13 protein-coding genes are annotated in these 18,741 nt (G+C 63.3%); 11 read left to right on the top strand and 2 right to left on the bottom strand.

The genetic code is table 11. From position 1 onward, the window contains the following. Positions 1–4 precede the first annotated feature (4 nt). A complete protein-coding gene (locus UC34_RS13470) occupies positions 5–532 on the bottom strand; it encodes a Csu type fimbrial protein (RefSeq protein WP_044455948.1) in 528 nt (175 codons plus the stop codon). A 652-nt stretch (positions 533–1,184) separates the two neighbouring features. Between UC34_RS13470 and UC34_RS13465 the strand changes: the two genes are divergently transcribed. The 9 genes from UC34_RS13465 (at position 1,185) to UC34_RS13425 (ending at position 14,467) form a co-directional block, all read left to right on the top strand. Then, complete coding sequence (locus tag UC34_RS13465) at positions 1,185–1,754, top strand: HdeD family acid-resistance protein (RefSeq protein WP_044455947.1); 570 nt, start codon at positions 1,185–1,187, stop codon at positions 1,752–1,754. Positions 1,755–1,906: 152 nt separating this feature from the next. Further along, positions 1,907–2,392, top strand: a complete 486-nt coding sequence (gene dps / locus UC34_RS13460) for a DNA starvation/stationary phase protection protein Dps (protein WP_044455946.1) — start codon at positions 1,907–1,909, stop codon at positions 2,390–2,392. Positions 2,393–2,655: 263 nt separating this feature from the next. Then, positions 2,656–5,361 carry a bifunctional acetate--CoA ligase family protein/GNAT family N-acetyltransferase gene (locus UC34_RS13455; protein ID WP_044455945.1) on the top strand — a complete coding sequence of 902 codons (2,706 nt, stop codon included), beginning with the start codon at positions 2,656–2,658 and terminating at the stop codon, positions 5,359–5,361. A gap of 101 nt (positions 5,362–5,462) precedes the next feature. Beyond that, on the top strand, positions 5,463–6,440 hold the full coding sequence (corA, locus tag UC34_RS13450) for a magnesium/cobalt transporter CorA (protein ID WP_044455944.1): 978 nt from the start codon (positions 5,463–5,465) through the stop codon (positions 6,438–6,440). A gap of 255 nt (positions 6,441–6,695) precedes the next feature. Further along, entirely contained in the window at positions 6,696–8,012 is a 1,317-nt protein-coding gene (locus UC34_RS13445; protein ID WP_052811042.1) for a CaiB/BaiF CoA transferase family protein, read from the top strand. 248 nt (positions 8,013–8,260) lie between these two features. Continuing rightward, positions 8,261–9,112, top strand: coding sequence for a sulfite exporter TauE/SafE family protein (locus tag UC34_RS13440; protein WP_044458156.1), 852 nt, complete (start codon positions 8,261–8,263; stop codon positions 9,110–9,112). A 541-nt stretch (positions 9,113–9,653) separates the two neighbouring features. Next, positions 9,654–10,166: a hypothetical protein gene (locus tag UC34_RS25415; RefSeq protein WP_157123182.1), complete on the top strand. Its 513-nt coding sequence runs from the start codon at positions 9,654–9,656 to the stop codon at positions 10,164–10,166. A 207-nt stretch (positions 10,167–10,373) separates the two neighbouring features. After that, entirely contained in the window at positions 10,374–11,048 is a 675-nt protein-coding gene (locus tag UC34_RS13430; RefSeq protein ID WP_044455942.1) for a response regulator, read from the top strand. A 44-nt stretch (positions 11,049–11,092) separates the two neighbouring features. After that, positions 11,093–14,467, top strand: coding sequence for a hybrid sensor histidine kinase/response regulator (locus tag UC34_RS13425; protein ID WP_044455941.1), 3,375 nt, complete (start codon positions 11,093–11,095; stop codon positions 14,465–14,467). A 101-nt stretch (positions 14,468–14,568) separates the two neighbouring features. Here UC34_RS13425 and UC34_RS13420 read toward each other — a convergent pair whose 3' ends face one another. Continuing rightward, the gene (locus UC34_RS13420) at positions 14,569–15,474 is read right to left on the bottom strand and encodes a LysR family transcriptional regulator (RefSeq protein WP_044455940.1); all 906 of its coding nucleotides are present in this window, start codon (positions 15,472–15,474) and stop codon (positions 14,569–14,571) included. Positions 15,475–15,606: 132 nt separating this feature from the next. Here UC34_RS13420 and hmgA point away from each other — a divergent pair, with 132 nt between their 5' ends. Together hmgA and fahA are read left to right on the top strand one after the other, a co-directional pair. Continuing rightward, complete coding sequence (hmgA, locus tag UC34_RS13415) at positions 15,607–16,926, top strand: homogentisate 1,2-dioxygenase (RefSeq protein WP_044455939.1); 1,320 nt, start codon at positions 15,607–15,609, stop codon at positions 16,924–16,926. Between the two features lie 100 nt (positions 16,927–17,026). Further along, on the top strand, positions 17,027–18,301 hold the full coding sequence (fahA, locus tag UC34_RS13410; protein ID WP_044458155.1) for a fumarylacetoacetase: 1,275 nt from the start codon (positions 17,027–17,029) through the stop codon (positions 18,299–18,301). Positions 18,302–18,741: the final 440 nt, after the last annotated feature.

The raw sequence follows: 18,741 nt of genomic DNA, 5'->3' as shown, positions 1-18,741 counted from the left end.
CATGTCAAAAGTAGACGGTGGCCGTGACCGTCGACGAGTAGACGTCCGGCGCGGGCATGGTGGCCGACAACGTGGCCTGCCCGTAGACCGTGTACGTCTTGAGCACACCCGTGCCGGCGTCGCTCAGCGTGTTCGAGCCTTGCGTGTTGCCCCAGGGGGTGGCGTAGCCGGCGTCCTGGAACAGCCCGAACGGAATGGTCGTGGTATTCCCGGTGAGCGTGCCCGCGAGCAACCGGTTCGTCTCGGTCGAGTTCGGCACCGTGCCTGCGTTCAGGCCGATGTTGTATCCCGTCGACGCCGTGCAGACAACCGTAAGCGACGCCGTGCTCGCCACCGGTCCTGTCGCCGAACCCTGCACCGCGTTGAAGGTCATCGGCGTGGTGGCAATCGTGCAGCCGGGGAGGATCGTCAACTGCACGCGCATTTGCGCGGTCGCCGACCCATTGGAATAGACGGCTGCGGGGGTGGGCGTGTGATACCCGAGCACGGCGACCATTGCCGCGAAGGCCAGGCAGCGTTGCGGTCGATTCATGATGTTTCTCCTTTGGAGTCCTATGTGAAAATCCGATGTTGTATTGCGGGGACTACGTTATCGACGTCGATCATCACCTTGGCGCCAGGCCCGTTAACCCGTGATATTTCGGACGCTTGTCGGACGCTTCTTGCGCACTTTTCGGACGCTTTTTACGTAGTCTATGAAGGCATTTACCCGAAATATTCGCGCTTAAGGAGTTTTCGGAATCGTCCCAATCGATGGTGGCGCCGCCGCTTGCCACGCGTCGTCGGCATACGCGCAACGCGCATGGTTGGGTATCACGCAGCGCGCACCCTAACGCGCGGCGAGGGCAACGATGGTGCGGTGACGTTGGTGGAGGCGACGGCATGTCGCAATAACGATGGGCGATGTCGGGCGGCGAGGCCGAAATGGTCGTGCAGGATTCGGCGGCAGCGGGTGGACGGAATCGGCGGGAATCGAAGAGAAGCGGAGGGAAGCCGACGAAAATGACGCTCGTCAAAGCGCGTGCAGGTTGCACAAGCTTTCGCACATATTTCACTTGATCTGACGTCGAAGGCCTCTCTAGAATGACCTCTTACGCGCATCGGGCGCCTGCCCACATCGAACGTGTGGTAGGACGTCAGTCGCCCGTCGTCGCTGCCTGCGGTTATTTCACGAGAGGGATGCCATGCTCAGACTTCTGTCGAAATACTGGTGGTTGCTTGTGTTGCGCGGTGTGTTGGCCGTGATCTTCGGCATCGCGGCCTTTGCCTTGCCCGGCGTCACGATTGCGGTGCTGGTGCTGTGTTTCGGCGCGTTTTCGTTCGTCGATGGCGTGTTTTCGCTCGGGGCCGCATGGAGTGCGCGTCAAGAGCACGCCGACTGGTGGCTGCCCTTGTTGCAGGGTATTGCGGGCATTGTCATCGGAGTCCTGACTTATCTCAACCCGGCGTTGACCGCCGTTGCGTTGCTTATCTATATCGTGGCCTGGAGTTTCGTCACCGGCGTGCTGCAGGTGGCCGCCGGCATCGCGTTGCGGCGCGAGGTCAAGGGCGAACTGTGGGTCATTCTCTCCGGTGTCTTCAGTATTCTGTTCGCCATCTTCATCATGTGGCAGCCCGGCGCGGGCGCGCTTGCGCTCATCTGGGCCATCGGATCCTGGGCCATCGTGTGGGGCGTGTTGCTGGTGATGGCGGGCTTCAAACTGCGGGGCGCGCCGCATGGGCTGTCGCAGGCGCCCTCGGGACATCCCAGGTAGCGCCAGATGTTGTCGTCGTTTTCGTGAAACGCATTCGATTCCCTTCGTCCACCCGGACCCCTCGCATGACGCAATGACCCTGTCATGCCGGCGTCCGGTGCCGACGGCTTCCCCCCGGCGACCTGCGGGTCGCCAGACGTCAGGAGTGTCAAATGGCTTTGAATCATACGCGTAACACCCTCGGTGAAAAGATCCGTATCGAATCGGTCAATCAGCTCAATCGCGGGCTGGTCAACGGCATCGACGTGCAGCGCCAGGCGAAGCAGGCGCACTGGAACGTGCACGGCCCCGGCTTTATCGAATTGCACTTGCTGTTCGACGAGGTCTACAACGCCGCCATCGAGTGGGCCGATCTTTGCGCCGAGCGTCTCGTGGCACTGGGCGGGGTGGCGGACGGGCGCGTGCAGACCGTCGCCCAGAAGACGGAGTTGCCGACGTACAAGAACGAATTCAAGCGGGGGCTCGATCACGCCGCCGCGCTTGCCGAAGCGCTTGCCGCATACGGCGAAATCATTCGCGGCCTGATCGACGCGTCTGCGCAAATCGGCGACGCCACCACCTCGGATGTCTTCACCGAAATCTCGCGGGGTGTCGACGACCACCTGTGGAAAGTCGAAGCGCACTTGCGCGGCGAGTAAACCGGTTGTCGGGCATCCCGTGCGGATGCCCGCGCTGTCGCATTCGATACCGCTTGCCCGGCCCACCTTTGCCCGTTGGGTCGGCGTTGTCGCCGATTCGGTCTGAGTGGGTCCGATTCGGCGGGAGCCGTCCGATTCGAGCGGACCGTGTGCATTGGCTGCATTGACGAGCGCGCGCCCAGGCATGATGCCGGGCGCGCGCTCGCATGTCTTCCCCTGTGTGTTCTACGCCGCCTATCTTCCTTACCTCCCCCGGAGTCACCATGACCACCCGTAACCTGAGCCAGATGTTCCAGCCGAAATCGGTCGCCGTGATCGGTGCGTCCAATCGTGAGCGGCGCGTGGGGACGACGGTGCTCCAGAATGTGATCGACGGGGGATTCAAGGGGGATATCTATCCCATCAATCCGAAGTACTCGACGCTGGCCGGCGTGAAGTGCTACCGCGACGTGAGCGATCTGCCGCAGGCCCCCGATCTTGCCGTGATCTGTACGCCGCCCGCGACCGTGCCCGAACTCATCCGGGAACTGGGCGAGCGCGGCACGCGCGCGGTGGTGGTGCTGACGTCCGGCCTGGCGCGTGAAAAGGACCGGCATGGCGTGACATTGCAGGATCGCATGCTAAGGAACGCGAAGCCGCACGTGTTGCGTATTCTCGGACCGAACTGTATCGGTCTGCTAAGTCCCGGCATTGGATTGAACGCCAGTTTTGCGCACATGGGGGCAAGGGCGGGCAAGCTCGCTTTCGTTTCTCAGTCGGGCGCACTGACCACGGCGGTGCTCGACTGGGCCGATGCGCGCGAGATCGGCTTCTCGCATTTCGTTTCAATGGGCGACAGTGCCGATGTGGACTTCGGCGACATGCTCGACTATCTCGCGAGCGACCCCGGTACCGATGCGATTCTGATGTACATGGAATCGATTCGCGATGCGCGCAAGTTCATGTCCGCCGCGCGCGCGGCGGCGCGCAACAAGCCGGTGGTCGTCATCAAGTCGGGGCGTGTGCCGGAAGGCGCACAGGCGGCCGCGTCCCACACGGGCGCGCTCGCCGGATCGGACGACGTGTACGACGCCGCGATCCGGCGCGCCGGCATGCTGCGTGTGGACACGACCGACGAACTGTTCGCGGCGGTCGAGACACTTGCGCGTCTGCGACCGTTCGTGGGCGACAAGCTCTCGATCATGACCAATGGAGGCGGCGCCGGCGTGATGGCGACCGACGCGCTCGTGCTCGACGGCGGCAAGCTCGCGCACCTGAGCGACAAGACGCGTGACGCGCTTGACGCCGTACTGCCGAAGACCCTCGGCCGAGTCAATCCCGTCGATATCGGTGGCGACGCCGATCTCGAACGATACACGGCCACGCTCGCCGCCCTGTGCGAGGACCAGGAAACGGCCGCGGTGCTGTTCATTCAGGCGCCCACGGCCGTCATGCCGAGTCTGGATGTCGCGAATGCGCTTGCTGGGCTACCCCGGCCATCCAAGAACGTGTTCACCTGCTGGCTCGGCGGGGACACCGCTGAGCGGGCGCGGCGCATCTGCCGCGAAGCGGGGCTGCCGACTTACGACACGCCGGAAAATGCCGCGCGGGCGTTTCTCGAAGCCGTCAATTACCGGCGTAACCAGGCGCTGCTGATGGAAACGCCCCCGTCGATTCCCCCGGGTTTTGCGCCCGACGTGGCGCGAGTGCGCGCCATCGTCGACAGCGCCATGCAAGAGGGGCGCGCGCTGCTCACGGAGCCGGAAGCCAAGGGCGTACTGTCGGCGTATGGCATTCCTGTGGTCGAGACGCTCGTGGCCGAAACGCCGGAACTGGCCGGAGAACTCGCCAAAGGCATCGGCTTTCCGGTCGCGGTCAAACTGATTTCCCCCGACATCACCCATAAGTCCGACGTCGGCGGTGTCGTTCTGAACATCGAAACGCCGGAGCAGGCGATCGAGTCGGCACGCCAGATTCGCAAGCGGGCGCTGGCGGCAAAACCCGACGCCCGTGTGACCGGCTACTCGGTGCAGCGCATGGCCAACGGGGCCGAGGCGTTCGAGCTCATCGTCGGTGTGGCCACCGATAGTGTTTTCGGACCGGTCCTCCTGTTCGGGCAGGGGGGCACCGCCGTCGAGGTCATTGCGGATCGTACGATCGGACTGCCGCCGCTGAACCTGAACCTCGCGCGCGATATGGTCGCCCGCGCGCGCGTGTCGAAATTGCTCGCTGGCTATCGCAACCGGCCGGCCGCCGATCACGAGGCCATTTACCTGACGTTGGTCAAGCTCTCGCAACTGGTCTGCGATGTGCCGGAGATCGCCGAGCTCGACATCAACCCGCTGTTTGCCGATGCCCACGGTGTGCTCGCGCTCGACGCCCGCATCGTGGCGCGCCCGCCCGCCGTGCCGGGGCACGGGCGCCTGTCCATCGCCCCATATCCGCAGGAACTGGAAAGCACGGTGGATGCAGGCGGCAAGCCGGTGCGGGTGCGCCCGATCCGCCCGGAGGACGAGCCTGCCTACAACGCGTTTTTCCACACGCTCACGCCGGAGGACGTGCAGTTTCGCTACTTCGGACTGATCAAGGAGTTGTCGCACTCGCAGATGGCGCGGGTCACGCAGATCGATTACGACCGGGCCATGACGTTTGTGGCCACGGAAAAGGATGAAGCGGGCAACACGCGATTGCTGGGTGTTGTGCAGGCGCTGGCCGATCCTGACAACACCGTGGCGGAGTTCGCGGTCACGGTGAGTCCGGCGGCGCAGGGGCGCGGGCTGGGCCGCGCGCTCATGGAACACATCGTGGACTACAGCCGCAAGCGGGGCACTGGGGAACTCATCGGCTATGTGCTCTCGGCAAATACGCGTATGCTGACACTCGCCCGTCATCTCGGATTTGTCGAAGACAAGGAAATGGAGGCGGGCATTCTTCATATCCGGCTGCCGCTGCAATCGACGGCGCAGGTGCGGGAGACACGCAACGCGTAACCGTCGCGAAACGGTCACGACGTTCGTCGCCATGTTCGCGTGTCTGCCGGCGCCTGCGTTGCGTGCGCGAGGCATGGCAGCCGCCTCGACCAGGAAGACGAATGCTAGTGAATTGCGTGGCCTATGAGGATGGCCGCAAGATTGCCGATCTGCACCCCGACGAAATCTCGGACTACCTCGAGCGTCCGCACTGTTTTGTCTGGGTGGCGCTCAAGGACCCCGGCCCGGGCGAGCTCGCGCAGATGCAACACGAGTTCGGCCTGCACGACCTTGCCGTCGAAGATGCGCAGCATGGTCACCAGCGTCCGAAAATCGAACAGTATGGCGATTCGCTCTTCGCCGTGCTTCACGTGCTCAACAAGGACGACGCCGGCGACTTTTCGATCGGCGAAGTGGCGATTTTCGCCGGGCACAATTACGTGCTCTCGGTGCGCTCGAACGCCACGCAGGGTCTGGGGGCGGTGCGCGCCCGTGCGGAGAAAGAGCCGCACCTGCTGCGCCAGGGGTCGATTTTCGTGCTCTACGCGCTGATGGACGCCATCGTCGACAGCTACTTCCCGGTATTCGACGATCTCGAAGCGCAGCTCGAAGCCATCGAAGAGCAGATATTCACGCCGAACGCCCCCACCAAGGGCCGCGCGATCATCGAGGATCTGTACCAGCTCAAGCGTCGGCTCATTACGCTCCAACATGCTTGCGTGCCGCTCATGGAAGCGGTCAGCAAGCTCTTCGGCGCCATGGCGCCGAAGCTGTGCGGTGGCATGCAGGAGTACTTCCGCGACGTGTTCGATCACCTGCAGCGCATTACGAAAAATATCGATTTGCTGCGCGAGATGGTGACCACGGCCTTGTCGGTCAATCTCGGCATGATTTCGCTGTCCGAGAACGAGACGACAAAGCGCCTCGGATCGTTCGCCGCGCTGTTCGCCGTGCCGACGATGATCGCGGGGATCTACGGCATGAACTTCGCCGACATTCCCGAATTGAAGTTTGCGTATGGCTATCCTGTGTGTCTCGCCGCGATGGTCATCATCGATACGCTGCTGTTCCTGAAATTCCGGAAGGCCGGTTGGTTGTGATGGACATCGATGGACGGCCATGGGCTGTGTGATCCGCGCTCGGGCGATGGGCCAGCGCCCTGATGCGCATGTCGGACGCGTGACGCTAACGCCCGTATGGACGGCTTTGTTGCCGGGTGGCAACGCGCCCCGGATCTGCCATTTTTTCGCAGTGACCGGCGTCGAATAACTGTTCTAGAATGCCTCAACGCCGCGTCAGACGGTTGCCAAGGGTTGAAAACTACAATAGACCGTCAGGCAAATAGGGGTCAGATATTGAACGCACCACTTACGGGGATCCGCGTCATCGAGTTCTGTCGCGGCGCGGCGGGTGCCTATTGCGGCATGTTGTTGGCCGACATGGGCGCGGACGTCATTATGGTCGACGATCCCGTCGACGACCTGTCCAACGATCACCAAAGCCCGCTCGGCGAATCGGCGCAATTGGGCTTGCGGCGCAACAAGCGCTCCGTCGCCCTCGATCTGCTCACGCTGGAAGGCCGTAGTCTTGCGCATACGCTCGTGCGGGGTGCGGATGTCATTATCGAATGCATGCCGCCGGGTACCCTGGCGCGTGCCGGGCTCGGTTACGACACTGTGTCGAGCGTCCAGCCCCATCTCGTCTACGTGTCGATTTCCGCATTCGGTCAGGATGGCCCGCGCTCTGCCACGCAGGCGGGGGGCGTACCGGCGCTCGAGGCGCTGAGAAGCATGCTGGGCGCCGTGTCGCAGGGCGCCGAACCGCCGCGCGATCTGCCCGTGGCGGATCTTGCGGCCGGACTCTATGCCGCGTTCTCCGTGTCGGCGGCGCTCGTGTCGGCCAAACTGCACGGCAGCGGCGTGCATATCGACGTGCCGATGCTCGGGGCGACGCTCGCGATCGCCGCGTTGCGTGCAGGCGACGCAGGCGCCGAAGCCGCGCAGCGCGCAGGTCTGGTGCAGCCGTCGGTGCTCTTGCGTCAGAGTGATCGGGAAGGGCTGCCAGCGACGCATTGGCGTCAAGCGCCGGCAGAGGCCGTGGGACTCACGAGGGCGTCGCCGCTGGCCGCGCCGTTGGACGGTGAGGCGCAGGCCCGTGGCCAGCGTTTCGGTGGCCCGTCGGCCCCGTGGCCCACGTTCCGTGCCCGTGACGGATATTTCGGCATGGACCTCGACGCATCGGACCACTGGCAGTCGATTTGCGCGCTGGTGCATCGCGTGGATCTGCTCGACGATCCGCGATTTGGCAATGCACGCGAGCGCGCCCGCCATCAGGCGGCGTTGCGCGACGTGCTCGAAGCGGTATTCGTGGCCGAAGATCGCGGTGTCTGGCTGGCCCGACTCGTTGCCGTTGGCGTGCCGTGTACCGAAATCAGTACGTATTCGCGGGTGCTGGCCGACCCGCAGGTAGCGCATATGGGATGGGTACGTCCGATGGTGTTGCCTAGCGGCGAGACGACGCACACCATCGTCTCGCCCGTCCGGCTCAATGGACAGAGTCCCGTCACCCGGCTCGACCCGCCAGCGCCCGGGGCGCACACGGGCGATATTCTTGCCGAGCTGGATGCGAGCGCAGTGTTGTGGGCCAGACAAGCGCGGACGTCTTCGACGTAGTCAGGTTTCGAGGATTCCCACGTTTTCGGATAAGGCGGCGCGCAGGTAGCGCCGCTTTTCTTTTGGGCGCCACGCCCGTGTCAGGATCGTCGAAGATCAACGTGCGTCCCGGGGCGCGCCACGGAAAACACACCCTGCGGTCAGATCTTTGCGAGGTATTCGTCAGTTCTATATAATTCATCGGAATAAGCATATGAAAATTAGTGATTTGGCTTTCGGGTCAGGTCATTTTCTGCTGGATTTCGCCCATGTTCCCCGACCTATCGAGTTTTTCGCCAACGGCGGCCTTGCTCGGCGCGGCTGTCGGCCTCGTCCTGGGATTGACCGGCGCCGGAGGCGGGATATTTGCCGTCCCGGCACTGGTCTTCGGACTGGGATGGGGGGTGCCGCAGGCCGGACCGGTCGCATTGCTCGCGGTAGGCGCAAGCGCTGCCGTTGGAAGCGCACAGGGGCTGCGTGCGGGTATCGTGCGGTACCGTGCGGCCATGCTGATGGCGGGAATCGGCGTCTGCATCGCGCCGGTCGGCGGTTGGCTGGCGCATCGCTTGCCCGAGCGCTGGCTTGTCGGACTCTTCGCGCTCGCCATGCTGGTCGTTGCGGCACGCATGTACCGGGCGTCCCGCGCCAATGCCGGCACGCCACCGGTTGGTGCGAGCGAAGGCGCGACGCCCTGCACGTCGCCATCGCCGCCTTGCCGAATGGATCCTTCGACCGGACGACTTCACTGGACACGTCGTGTGGCGAGTACGCTCGGGCTGATTGGTGCGGTGTCGGGATTTGCGTCCGGATTACTGGGTGTCGGCGGGGGCTTTGTCATCGTTCCCGCGCTACGGCGCTTTACCGACATTACGGTGCACGGCGTGGTCGCGACGTCGCTTTTCGTCATTGCCCTGATTTCGGCCGGTACGGTTGCCAACGCGTGGTGGCACGGCATGCACCCGGGCATGCAGGGCTGGACGTTCGTGCTGGGCGCCGTGGCGGGCATGGTGCTCGGTCGTGCCCTCGCACCGCGTCTGGCCGCCTCGCGGCTCCAGCAGATTTTCTCGGCGCTCATGGCGGTCGTGGCATTCGGCATGGTCGTGAAAGCCCTCGGCGCGTGAGCATCGCCTCGCGCCCGATGCCGCGTACGTTTTATCGGCGCGGTCAATCCTTTTCATGCGACGGATGGCAGCACGTATATCTCTCGAAATTCGCAACGTCTTTCGAGTGAAGTGATGCGTTAACAGAAGATCCGCACACGCTGCGCATCACTTCGGTACACCGCCGATGATTCACGTACCCGGTGCTTTTCAAATGAATCTTTTCTTCGCCCGTCTGTCCATCAGAACGCGGCATTCGCGCCGACGCTACGTCATTTGAGTTATTCCCGCATCGCGTGTGCATGCGATGCGTGCGCCGCGCGCAACGCGAACAGTAATCCTCCTAATTTGGACTAGGATGTTTCCTATAAAGAGTTCCAAAACGGTAGGGTTTTGTAGATTTATCCTATATTTCCGCTGGTCGTAAAAACGACGCGTAACGTTCGATTGTCACGCGGCGAAACGATTGGTAATGGACCAGATGATCCCAACACACGTTGACTCTTTCCTTCCCAGTCCGTCTCGCTGCCCGACCGCCAGGCTGGCAACGGGACGACGCGCCGTGACGACAGTGAAAAGGCTGAGCGGCACGCTGGTTATTGCGCTGCTTGCCGGATGTAGCGAATACAAGGCGTCGACAGCGAGCGCGACCGGCCCCACTTTCGAATCGGAGAGCGACGGTGCGTCGCTGGCGCGAGTGGAGCCTCCGGTTGCTTCGGCTGGGGTGACGCGAGAGGTTGAAACGCGAATGCGGCCGGTGGCTGCGGCAGTGAAGATGAGCGCGACGCCGCAGGTTGGCACCGTCGTGAGCGGCACCTATCGATGGATGGCGGACTGGCCCGAGACCGACAGCGTCCATTTGTGGGAAGCCGCCGCAGGACCGACACGCATCCGTGTCGTCGGTCGGGCGCGGGACATGATGCCGTCGGCGGGGCTGCGCGGCGTTCGCATTCGATACTGTGTCAAGCCGGTCATCGGCGAGGGCACATCCCGGTTGACAGGGCACAAGACGTGCTCGGCGTGGACCACCGTCGACGGGCCCGGAGCGGCCGAAATCGTCGGTAGCGCTGGATAGCGCGGCAGCGGGGCGGGGGCCATGCGTGGCTCGTGCGCGCCGGACTGCCGGGTCCCGCATCGTCGCCCAGCAGCAATGCGGTCACGCCTGAGTGACCAACGCGTGCGTTGCCAAGACGCACATTCCTCTTTTGGGAAGCCATGACGCGTAGACACGGCGAAGGATCGCGCGCGCCCACGGCTGACTTCTTTTAAAAGGATCCTGCAAATGATGGTGAAGATTCTGATTGCCGACGATCATCCGATCGTGGCCTCCACGCTGCGTGAAATGCTTTCCCCGGACCCGGGTTTTCACGTTCTGCCCCCTGTCTCCAACTCGACGGAGTTGTTCAAGGCGCTGGAGACGAATTCCGTCGACGTCCTGATCACGGATTACTGCATGCCGGGCGGTGCGTTTGGCGATGGCCTCGTCATGATCAATCGCGTGCGCCGCAAGTATCCCGATGTGAAGATCATCGTGTTCACCTCGATCGAGCAGCCCGCAATCATCCATGCACTCGACAGTTGCGGCGTGCTTGGCGTGATGACGAAATCGGACGATTTGCGCGAAATCACGGTGTGCGTCGAGCGTTGCCGTCGGGGCATGAGCTACCGTGGCGGCCGGGCGGAGCAGATTCTCGAAGAGCAGATGCGCCGCAAGCCGACGGCCCGCCGTCCGCTTTCGCCCAAAGAAATGGAAGTGCTGCGTATGTACCTGGACGGCCAGAATGTGTCCCAGATCGCGGGCGCGCTCAAGCGTTCGGCCAAGACGATCAACAACCAGAAGCGCATGGCGATGTGCAAGCTGGGTTGCCGCACCGACATGGAACTGTTCAAGTTGCATGTATCGAGTCCGGTCCAGTTCTCGCGTGACGGCGATGCCGAAGCGCCGAGTGCCGCCTGAGTCCGCCGCGCTCACCGACGTTGGAGTCTATGCCCGCCAGAACGATGACGCGCGACATCGCGATTGCCGGCCGCCTGCTTCGCATTGGTGGCCTGCTTGCCCTGCTGTTCGGTTTGTCGGTCTGGGTAGCAGCGGTGTCATATGCCCTGTTCGGCACGCTGTGGCAAAGCGGGCAGAAGACCGAGTCGTTCTTTGCCGCCGTGGGACGAGAAATCCGCGACCTCGAGATTTTCAACGAACAGGCCCGCGCGATGGCGCAGGCCACGCAGGCGAGTTCGGTGCGTCCGAGTGGCGTTACGCAGGCGCTGACCGATCGCATTTTCAAACCCCTGGTTTCGATGCCGGTCGGTACGGCGCGACGTATTAGCGGGATCGGCTGGGACAGTGAATTCGAGATCGTCAAACTCGCGGACATTCCGCAAGAGCGCGCGGCGTTGCTCGCGCGCCTGACCCTGCGGCTCATGGTGCTCGACGCCAATTTCTGGAGCCCGCTCGACGCGCAGGACGAAACCTTCATCATTTCCGCCGATGGCGCGTTCGCGACCTATCGCCCTGCCATCGGCAGAGAAGCCTTCAGCCCGGCCGATCTCGCGCGCGACACGCAGGCGATGCTCGCGGAGATCAACAAGGTCGAGCGGTATCACGCACGCGTTCGCGGTAACAGCGAAGGTCCGTTCTGGACCTACAACTACAAACATCCCGTCACGCATCTGAAGACCGTATCGAGCTTCGTACCGATTCGCGATCTGAACGGACACCTCGTGCTCTATGTGGGCACCAGCATGTCGCCGGAGATGATCGTGCCGCCGCGCATGCGTCACCTTGAACGGACGGGCGAGGCGCTTCAGCTGATTTCGGAAGATGGGCTCGTGATTGCCAGCGCAGGCCTCCCGCTGTCGTCCCTCGGCCACTTGCGCACGCTGGTCACGTTGCCGCTATTTGGTGGTGCGCAAATGACGTTGCGCTCCGACGGCCAGCGGCTGGTCTTCGAGCGGCGACTGGCGTCCACGCCGTGGTTCGTGCGGTACGCGGTTCGTCCGGCGCAATTGCTGCGTGAAAATGCGACGCTTTTGCTCGGTGCGACGCTGCTGCTGTTCTTGTATGCGACAGGGGTCTACGCCGGTATGCGCTACATGCGTCAGCGCATCATCGAACCCGCGCGCCAGCGCACGACGGCGCTGCTCGAGCGCGATGCCTTCACGCAGACGCTCATCGAGACCGCGCCCGTCGGCATGGCGATCATCGATCCGTTCGAGCCCGCGGTGGTGATGAGCAACCCGGCGTATGCGGGCACCGTCGATTTGTTGCGACATCTCGGCGATGGCGAATTGACGCGCATGTATCGGCAATTGCACAGCGGCGTGGTGGCACGGCCGGTACGCCGTCTGTTGAGCGCGCTCGACGATGCTGGCGAGCGTCATTACGCCGTGAGTTTCGTCGATACCGTGTTTCGCGAGCAACCGGTGCTGATCGGTACGCTGTCCGATGTCACCGAGCAGCGTCGTTTCGAGTTGGAACAGCGCAAGGCGCGTTTGGCTGCCGAAAGCGCCAATCGTGCCAAAGATGTCTTCCTCACGACCGTCAGCCACGAAATGCGTACGCCGCTGTATGGCACGCTGGCGTCGCTCGAACTGCTCAGCGCGCAGAATCTCGGCGACGATCATCGGTACTACGTCGACGTGATGGAGAGTTCGACGCGAAACCTGCTCGATCTCATCAACGACCTGCTCGACTATTCGCGCATTCAGGTCGGTCGTTTCGAGCTGAATTCGCGGGATTGTTCGCTGCTCAAGGAATTGGAGGCGGTCGGATTGTCGTTCACGGGACGTGCGCGCCTGCAGGGCCTGACGCTCGATTGGATGATCGACCCGCAACTGTCGCGCGCCGTGCATACCGATGCGTTGCGACTCGGACAGGTGGTGACCAATCTGGTCGGCAACGCCATCAAGTTCACGGAACATGGGCATGTCGCGTTCAGTGCGATGGTTACGCGCGCCGACATGCAGGGCTGTGACGTCGCTTTCACGGTGAGCGATAGCGGGGTCGGCATTGCCGCGTCCGATCTGGCAGACCTGTTCAGGCCGTTTGGCAAGAGCACGACCGAGCCGGGTATGCAGCACGGCACCGGTTTGGGACTGGCAATTTCGCATCAGTTCGTGGGCATGCTCGGCGGTGTGCTCGCGGTCGACAGCGAGGAGGGGGCGGGCACGACCATGCGTTTCACCCTGCATTTGCCTTGGGCGCCCGACAGCGAACCGCCTCATATTGCGGTGTCGCATGAAACGTTCGCCTACGTTAGCGATAGGGAGCGGCGGCACTGGTATCTCGAGGCGCTGATTCGCCGCGCCGGCTTCGAGCCAGTGCGTTATGACGATGCGGTGTCATGGTCCACGGGGTCCGGGCGTGATCGCGATTCCGGACTGCTGATGTTTGCCGACGAATGGCCCGTGCGTGGCATGGCAGGTGCGCAAGTCTACTTGCTGCGCGCCACGCCGGTGGATCGTCCGGCGGGTAGCGCGCCGACATGGCCGCGCGATATTGCATTGTTCCAGCAAGCCGAGCTTTGGGATGCGCTGGGTTCAGCCCCGCGCCCGGGCCTGAGCGCGAATGGAAACCTGCCGGTGACGGGCGCGACGAGTGCGCAGGCGCGCGTGAGACCGCTGGCGGGTTGGTATGTGCTGGTGGCCGACGATCATCCGATCAGCGGCATGCTGCTCTCGCGGCAACTGGAAGGCCTGGGCGCGATGGTCGATTGCTATCACGATCCCCGTGAAGCGCTCGACGCGTTCGACGCCGAATCCCACATGCTCGTCATCACCGACGCCAATATGCCGCATATCTCAGGGCATGCGCTGGCCACGGAAATCAAGGCACGGGCGCCTCATGTGCCCGTCGTGGTGGCGACGGCGGACGTCACACTACGCAACGACCGGGAGGCCAAGTCCCCGTACGACGCCGTCGTCTACAAACCGGTGGATGCGCGCTCGCTGTTGCGCGTGATTGAACTGGTACGAGTTCGCTATCCGTCGCTTTGCGTCGAGATTGCGCCATTGCCTGCGTCCACGCGGCCCATCGAGCATGCACCGAAGCCCGCGCCGCAGAGCGAGACGCCGAAGGACTGGCGCTTGCCGCTATCGGACATGCTCGACGCATTCGTCAAGATCGCGGATCAGGACATCGCGAATTGTCGAACGGCGTTGGCGGAGGTGTCGCGTGAGATGCTTCGTCACTCCGCGCATCGCTTGCGCGGCGGATTCATGGCGTTTGGATTGAGCTCGCTGGCATCGCTCGCCGCGCAGGTCGAGCATCTGGCGCCGCAAGCCTCCGTCGGGCAGATGGAGGCCGCTTTCGACGCGCTCGACGCGGCGTGGAACGACTGGCTGCGCGCGCAAGGACACGCCATCGCGAGCGGCGCGTGAGGGCGCGTTTGCGGTCCGTCGATGCGCGGCGATCACGGGGATGGCGACGACGGCGATGAAATCCGCTGTGATGTGCCGCGTCTGGCGGGCCATCGGTTTGCCTATTCCACGAAATGTTCCGAAATCAACTGACGTAACCACTGGTTGCCGGCGTCCTGATGGTAGCGCCGGTGCCAGAACACATTGGTTTGCAGGGCAGGCAGACGCAGCGGAGGTTTGACGAAGCGCAAGCCGAACGGGGCCGCCGCACGTTCGGCGAACTTCTGGGGCACGGTGACCACCAGGTCGTTCGTGCTCACCACATAGGGTACTGCGATGAAATGCGGGACCCAGAAGTTGGCATCGCTACCGAAGCCGGCCTGCGCAAGCAATTGATTGACGCGTGCGTACGGGTTGTCGCCCGTCGCCACGAACAGATGCCGCGCTGCCCTGAATTCCGCCAGGCCGGCTTCGGGCGTGTCGAGCGGGTGTCCGACACGAAACATGCTCACGTATTGCTGACTGAACAGCCGACGCTGGAAAAACGGGCCCGTCAAATCGTCAAATGCGCCCACCGCGAGATCGATTCGCCCGGCTGCCATCGCCTCCTTGAGGTCGGGCAAGGTCGTCCGAACCGTGCGGATCCGAATGCCCGGAGCCAAATGCGTGCACAGGTCGATCAGCGCGGGCATGAAATACACCTCGCCCACATCGGTCATTGCCAACGTAAATTCTCGCTGACTGCTTGGCGGGTCGAACGCCTCACGGTGATTGATCGCCCGCGAAATCCCCGCCAGTGCTGCGGACACCGGTTCGGCCAGCGCCTCGGCAAACGGCGTGGGCTGCATGCCTGTGCTGGTTCGCGTGAACAACTCGTCTGCGAACGTTTGACGCAGGCGCGCCAGTCCGTTGCTGACAGCCGGCTGCGACAGCCCAAGCGCCCGCGCGGCCTGGGAAATACTGCGGTGGGTAAGCACCGCATGAAACACGACGAGCAGGTTCAGGTCGACATCACGTAACGAAATCATGGTGTGGCTGACATCGCGGATTCCCGACGTAATATTCGCAATGTGAATAGAGTGGATTTCTCTATTTATATCGCAAAATTTGGTCGCTTGGCGGACAATGTTTGCATTCGATATCAGGAGACGAGGTCATTCATGCGTCAAGCAGACCAAATTCAGGGGGAGTTGGGTTACCTGTCCGGCTTTATCAACGAGTTCGCGACGGAGGCCTTGCCCGGCGCGCTGCCTATCGGGCAGAACTCGCCGCAGCGGGCGCCCTACGGCCTCTACGCCGAACAACTCTCCGGTACGGCCTTCACCGCACCGCGCGGCCATAATCGTCGCTCGTGGGTCTACCGCATTCGTCCTGCTGCCATGCACAAGCCGTTCACGCCGGTGGAGAACGCACGTTGGCTGAGCCGTTTCGACGACGTACCGACCCCGCCTAACCAGATGCGCTGGGACCCGCTGCCGATGCCCGACACGCCGACCGATTTTGTCGATGGCATGGTGACGATGGCCGGCAACGGTAGTCCCGACGCGGGTCATGGCTGCGGTATTCACGTCTACGCCGCGAACAAGTCGATGGACGGTCGCTTTTTCTACAACGCCGACGGGGAACTGCTGATCGTGCCGCAGGAAGGGCGGTTGCGCATCGCTACCGAATTCGGTGTCCTCCAGGTCGAGCCGTACGAGATCGCTGTGTTGCCGCGCGGCGTGCGCTTTCGGGTCACGCTGCCCGACGGGCGGGCGCGCGGCTACGTGTGCGAGAACTATGGTGCGCTGTTCCGCCTGCCGGATCTGGGCCCCATCGGCTCCAACGGGCTGGCCAATCCGCGTGATTTCCTCACGCCGGTCGCGGCTTACGAAGACGTGGAAGGCGACTTCGAACTCGTCGCCAAGTTCGGCGGCGCGCTGTGGCGTGCCGATATCGGTCACTCGCCGCTCGATGTCGTCGCCTGGCATGGCAACTACGCGCCCTACAAGTACGATTTGCGGCACTTCAATACGATCGGGTCCATCAGCTACGATCACCCGGATCCGTCGATCTTTCTGGTGCTGCAGTCGCAGAGCAACACGCCGGGCGTGGACGACATCGACTTCGTTATTTTCCCGCCGCGTTGGCTGGCGATGGAAAACTCGTTCCGTCCGCCCTGGTTCCACCGCAACATTGCCAGCGAGTTCATGGGCCTGATCCACGGCGTGTACGACGCCAAGGCCGAAGGGTTCGTGCCGGGTGGCGCGAGTCTGCACAACTGCATGTCGGGTCACGGCCCCGATGCGGACACGTTCGAGAAGGCGTCCGCCGCCGACACGAGCAAGCCGCACAAGGTCGACGCGACGATGGCCTTCATGTTCGAGACGCCCGCGGTCATTCGTCCGACGCGTTTTGCGCTGGAGACCAAGCAGTTGCAAGACAACTACTACACGTGCTGGCAGGGGTTGAAGAAGCACTTCAACCCGAACCGGAAGTAAGCGGCATCGCGCCACAACACCTCTCATTATCAAGATGGCCGACCCGGCGCAGGTGATGCGCTCGGTCGGCCTGAGCGTTACCTCGAACAAGGAATTCCACATGTCTGCTCTCCCGCAAAGCTGGGTCGCGTCCGCCAACACCGGCGTGACGGATTTCCCGCTGCAAAACCTGCCGTACGGTGTTTTCAGCACGCAAGCACAACCCACGCCGCGCGTGGGCGTTGCGATCGGCGATCAGGTGCTCGATCTGGCGGCGCTCGAAGCGGCGGGCGTGCTCAAGGCCGGCGATGTGCCGGTGTTCGCCCAGGCATCGATCAATGCCTTCGTTGCGCTGGGCAGCGCCGCATGGCGTGCCACACGTGCCCGCCTGACATCGCTGCTGGCCGCCGATGGCGACGCATCGCTACGCGAGAACGCCGCGCTCAAGGCGCAGGCGCTCGTGCCGCTCGCGCAGGCTACGCTGCATTTGCCGGTCGACGTGCCGGGCTACACCGATTTCTATTCGTCCAAAGAGCATGCGACCAACGTCGGCAGCATGTTCCGCGACCCCGCCAATGCACTGTTGCCGAACTGGCTCGAGATCCCGATCGGTTACAACGGGCGTGCCAGCTCGGTGGTGGTGAGCGGCACGCCGCTGCATCGTCCGAACGGGCAGATCAAGCTGCCGGACCAAGCGCGTCCGATTTTCGATGCCTGCCGCAAGCTCGACTTCGAACTCGAAACCGGCTTCATCGTCGGCCGCGATACTGCACTGGGCGAATCGCTGAGCGTGGAAGACGCCGAAGCGGCAATCTTCGGCATGGTGGTGCTCAATGACTGGTCCGCCCGAGATTTGCAGCAATGGGAATACGTGCCGCTCGGGCCGTTCAATGCGAAGACGTTCGGTACCTCCATCTCGCCGTGGGTGGTCACAATGCAAGCGCTGGAGCCGTTCCGCGTCGCCGGCCCGCAACAAACGCCGGAACCTCTCTCGTATTTGCAGCAGCAGGGCAAGCATGCGTTCAACATCGAACTCGAAGTGCTGCTGCAGGCGGAGGGCGACGCCGAGCCGACATCCATCTGTCGCACCAACTTCCGTCACATGTACTGGAGCATGGCGCAACAGTTTGCTCACCACACCGTGTCGGGTTGCAACGTGCGCGTGGGCGACCTGATGGGCTCGGGCACGATCAGCGGTCCGACGCCGGATTCGTTCGGCAGCCTTCTCGAATTGACGTGGAACGGCAAGAACCCGATCACGCTGGCCAGCGGCGCGAAGCGTACGTTCATCGAAGACGGTGACACCGTCGTGATGGCCGGCTGGTGTCAGGGCGACGGCTACCGCGTCGGCTTTGGCGAGGTATCCGGCAAGATTCTGCCTGCCAAAGCACGCTGAAATGCCGTGCGCTCACACGGGCGAGCAGGATCTCCCTAACGCTCACTGAGGGGGGCAGACCGACGCCTGTTTAATCGCCGCCTGCCTGGTCGCCTTGATGCAGGGAACGCGCCGTACCGGTTCGTCGGTCGGCGCGTTTGCTTTTAGCGAAGCGGTCGCTGCGTCTCGCGCGTCTGGCGGGAGTTCGGCAACGAGGGGCAGACGCTGCCACCATGGATTGACGCGTGCGACCAGCAGACTTGCCGTGACGCGGCATCGCGTTGGGGTGTAAGCCAGTTCGTTCGCCACGCGCCGCAGCAGCGGCGGGTCACCGAGGCGGGCACGGCGCGGCACGCGCAACGTGCGCGTTTGTCGCGTTTGTCGCGTTTGGCGCGCCGGGTGGGTGGCGGGCGGGCTTGCCTGAGATGCGGCGCAGGCGGATGGAGCGGGCGCAGAGTGAG

It is taken from the genome of Pandoraea vervacti, from assembly GCF_000934605.2.
Classification (GTDB): Bacteria; Pseudomonadota; Gammaproteobacteria; order Burkholderiales; family Burkholderiaceae; genus Pandoraea; species Pandoraea vervacti.
Note: the sequence above shows the minus strand (reverse complement) of the source record. Positions and strands in the feature narration are given on the sequence as shown.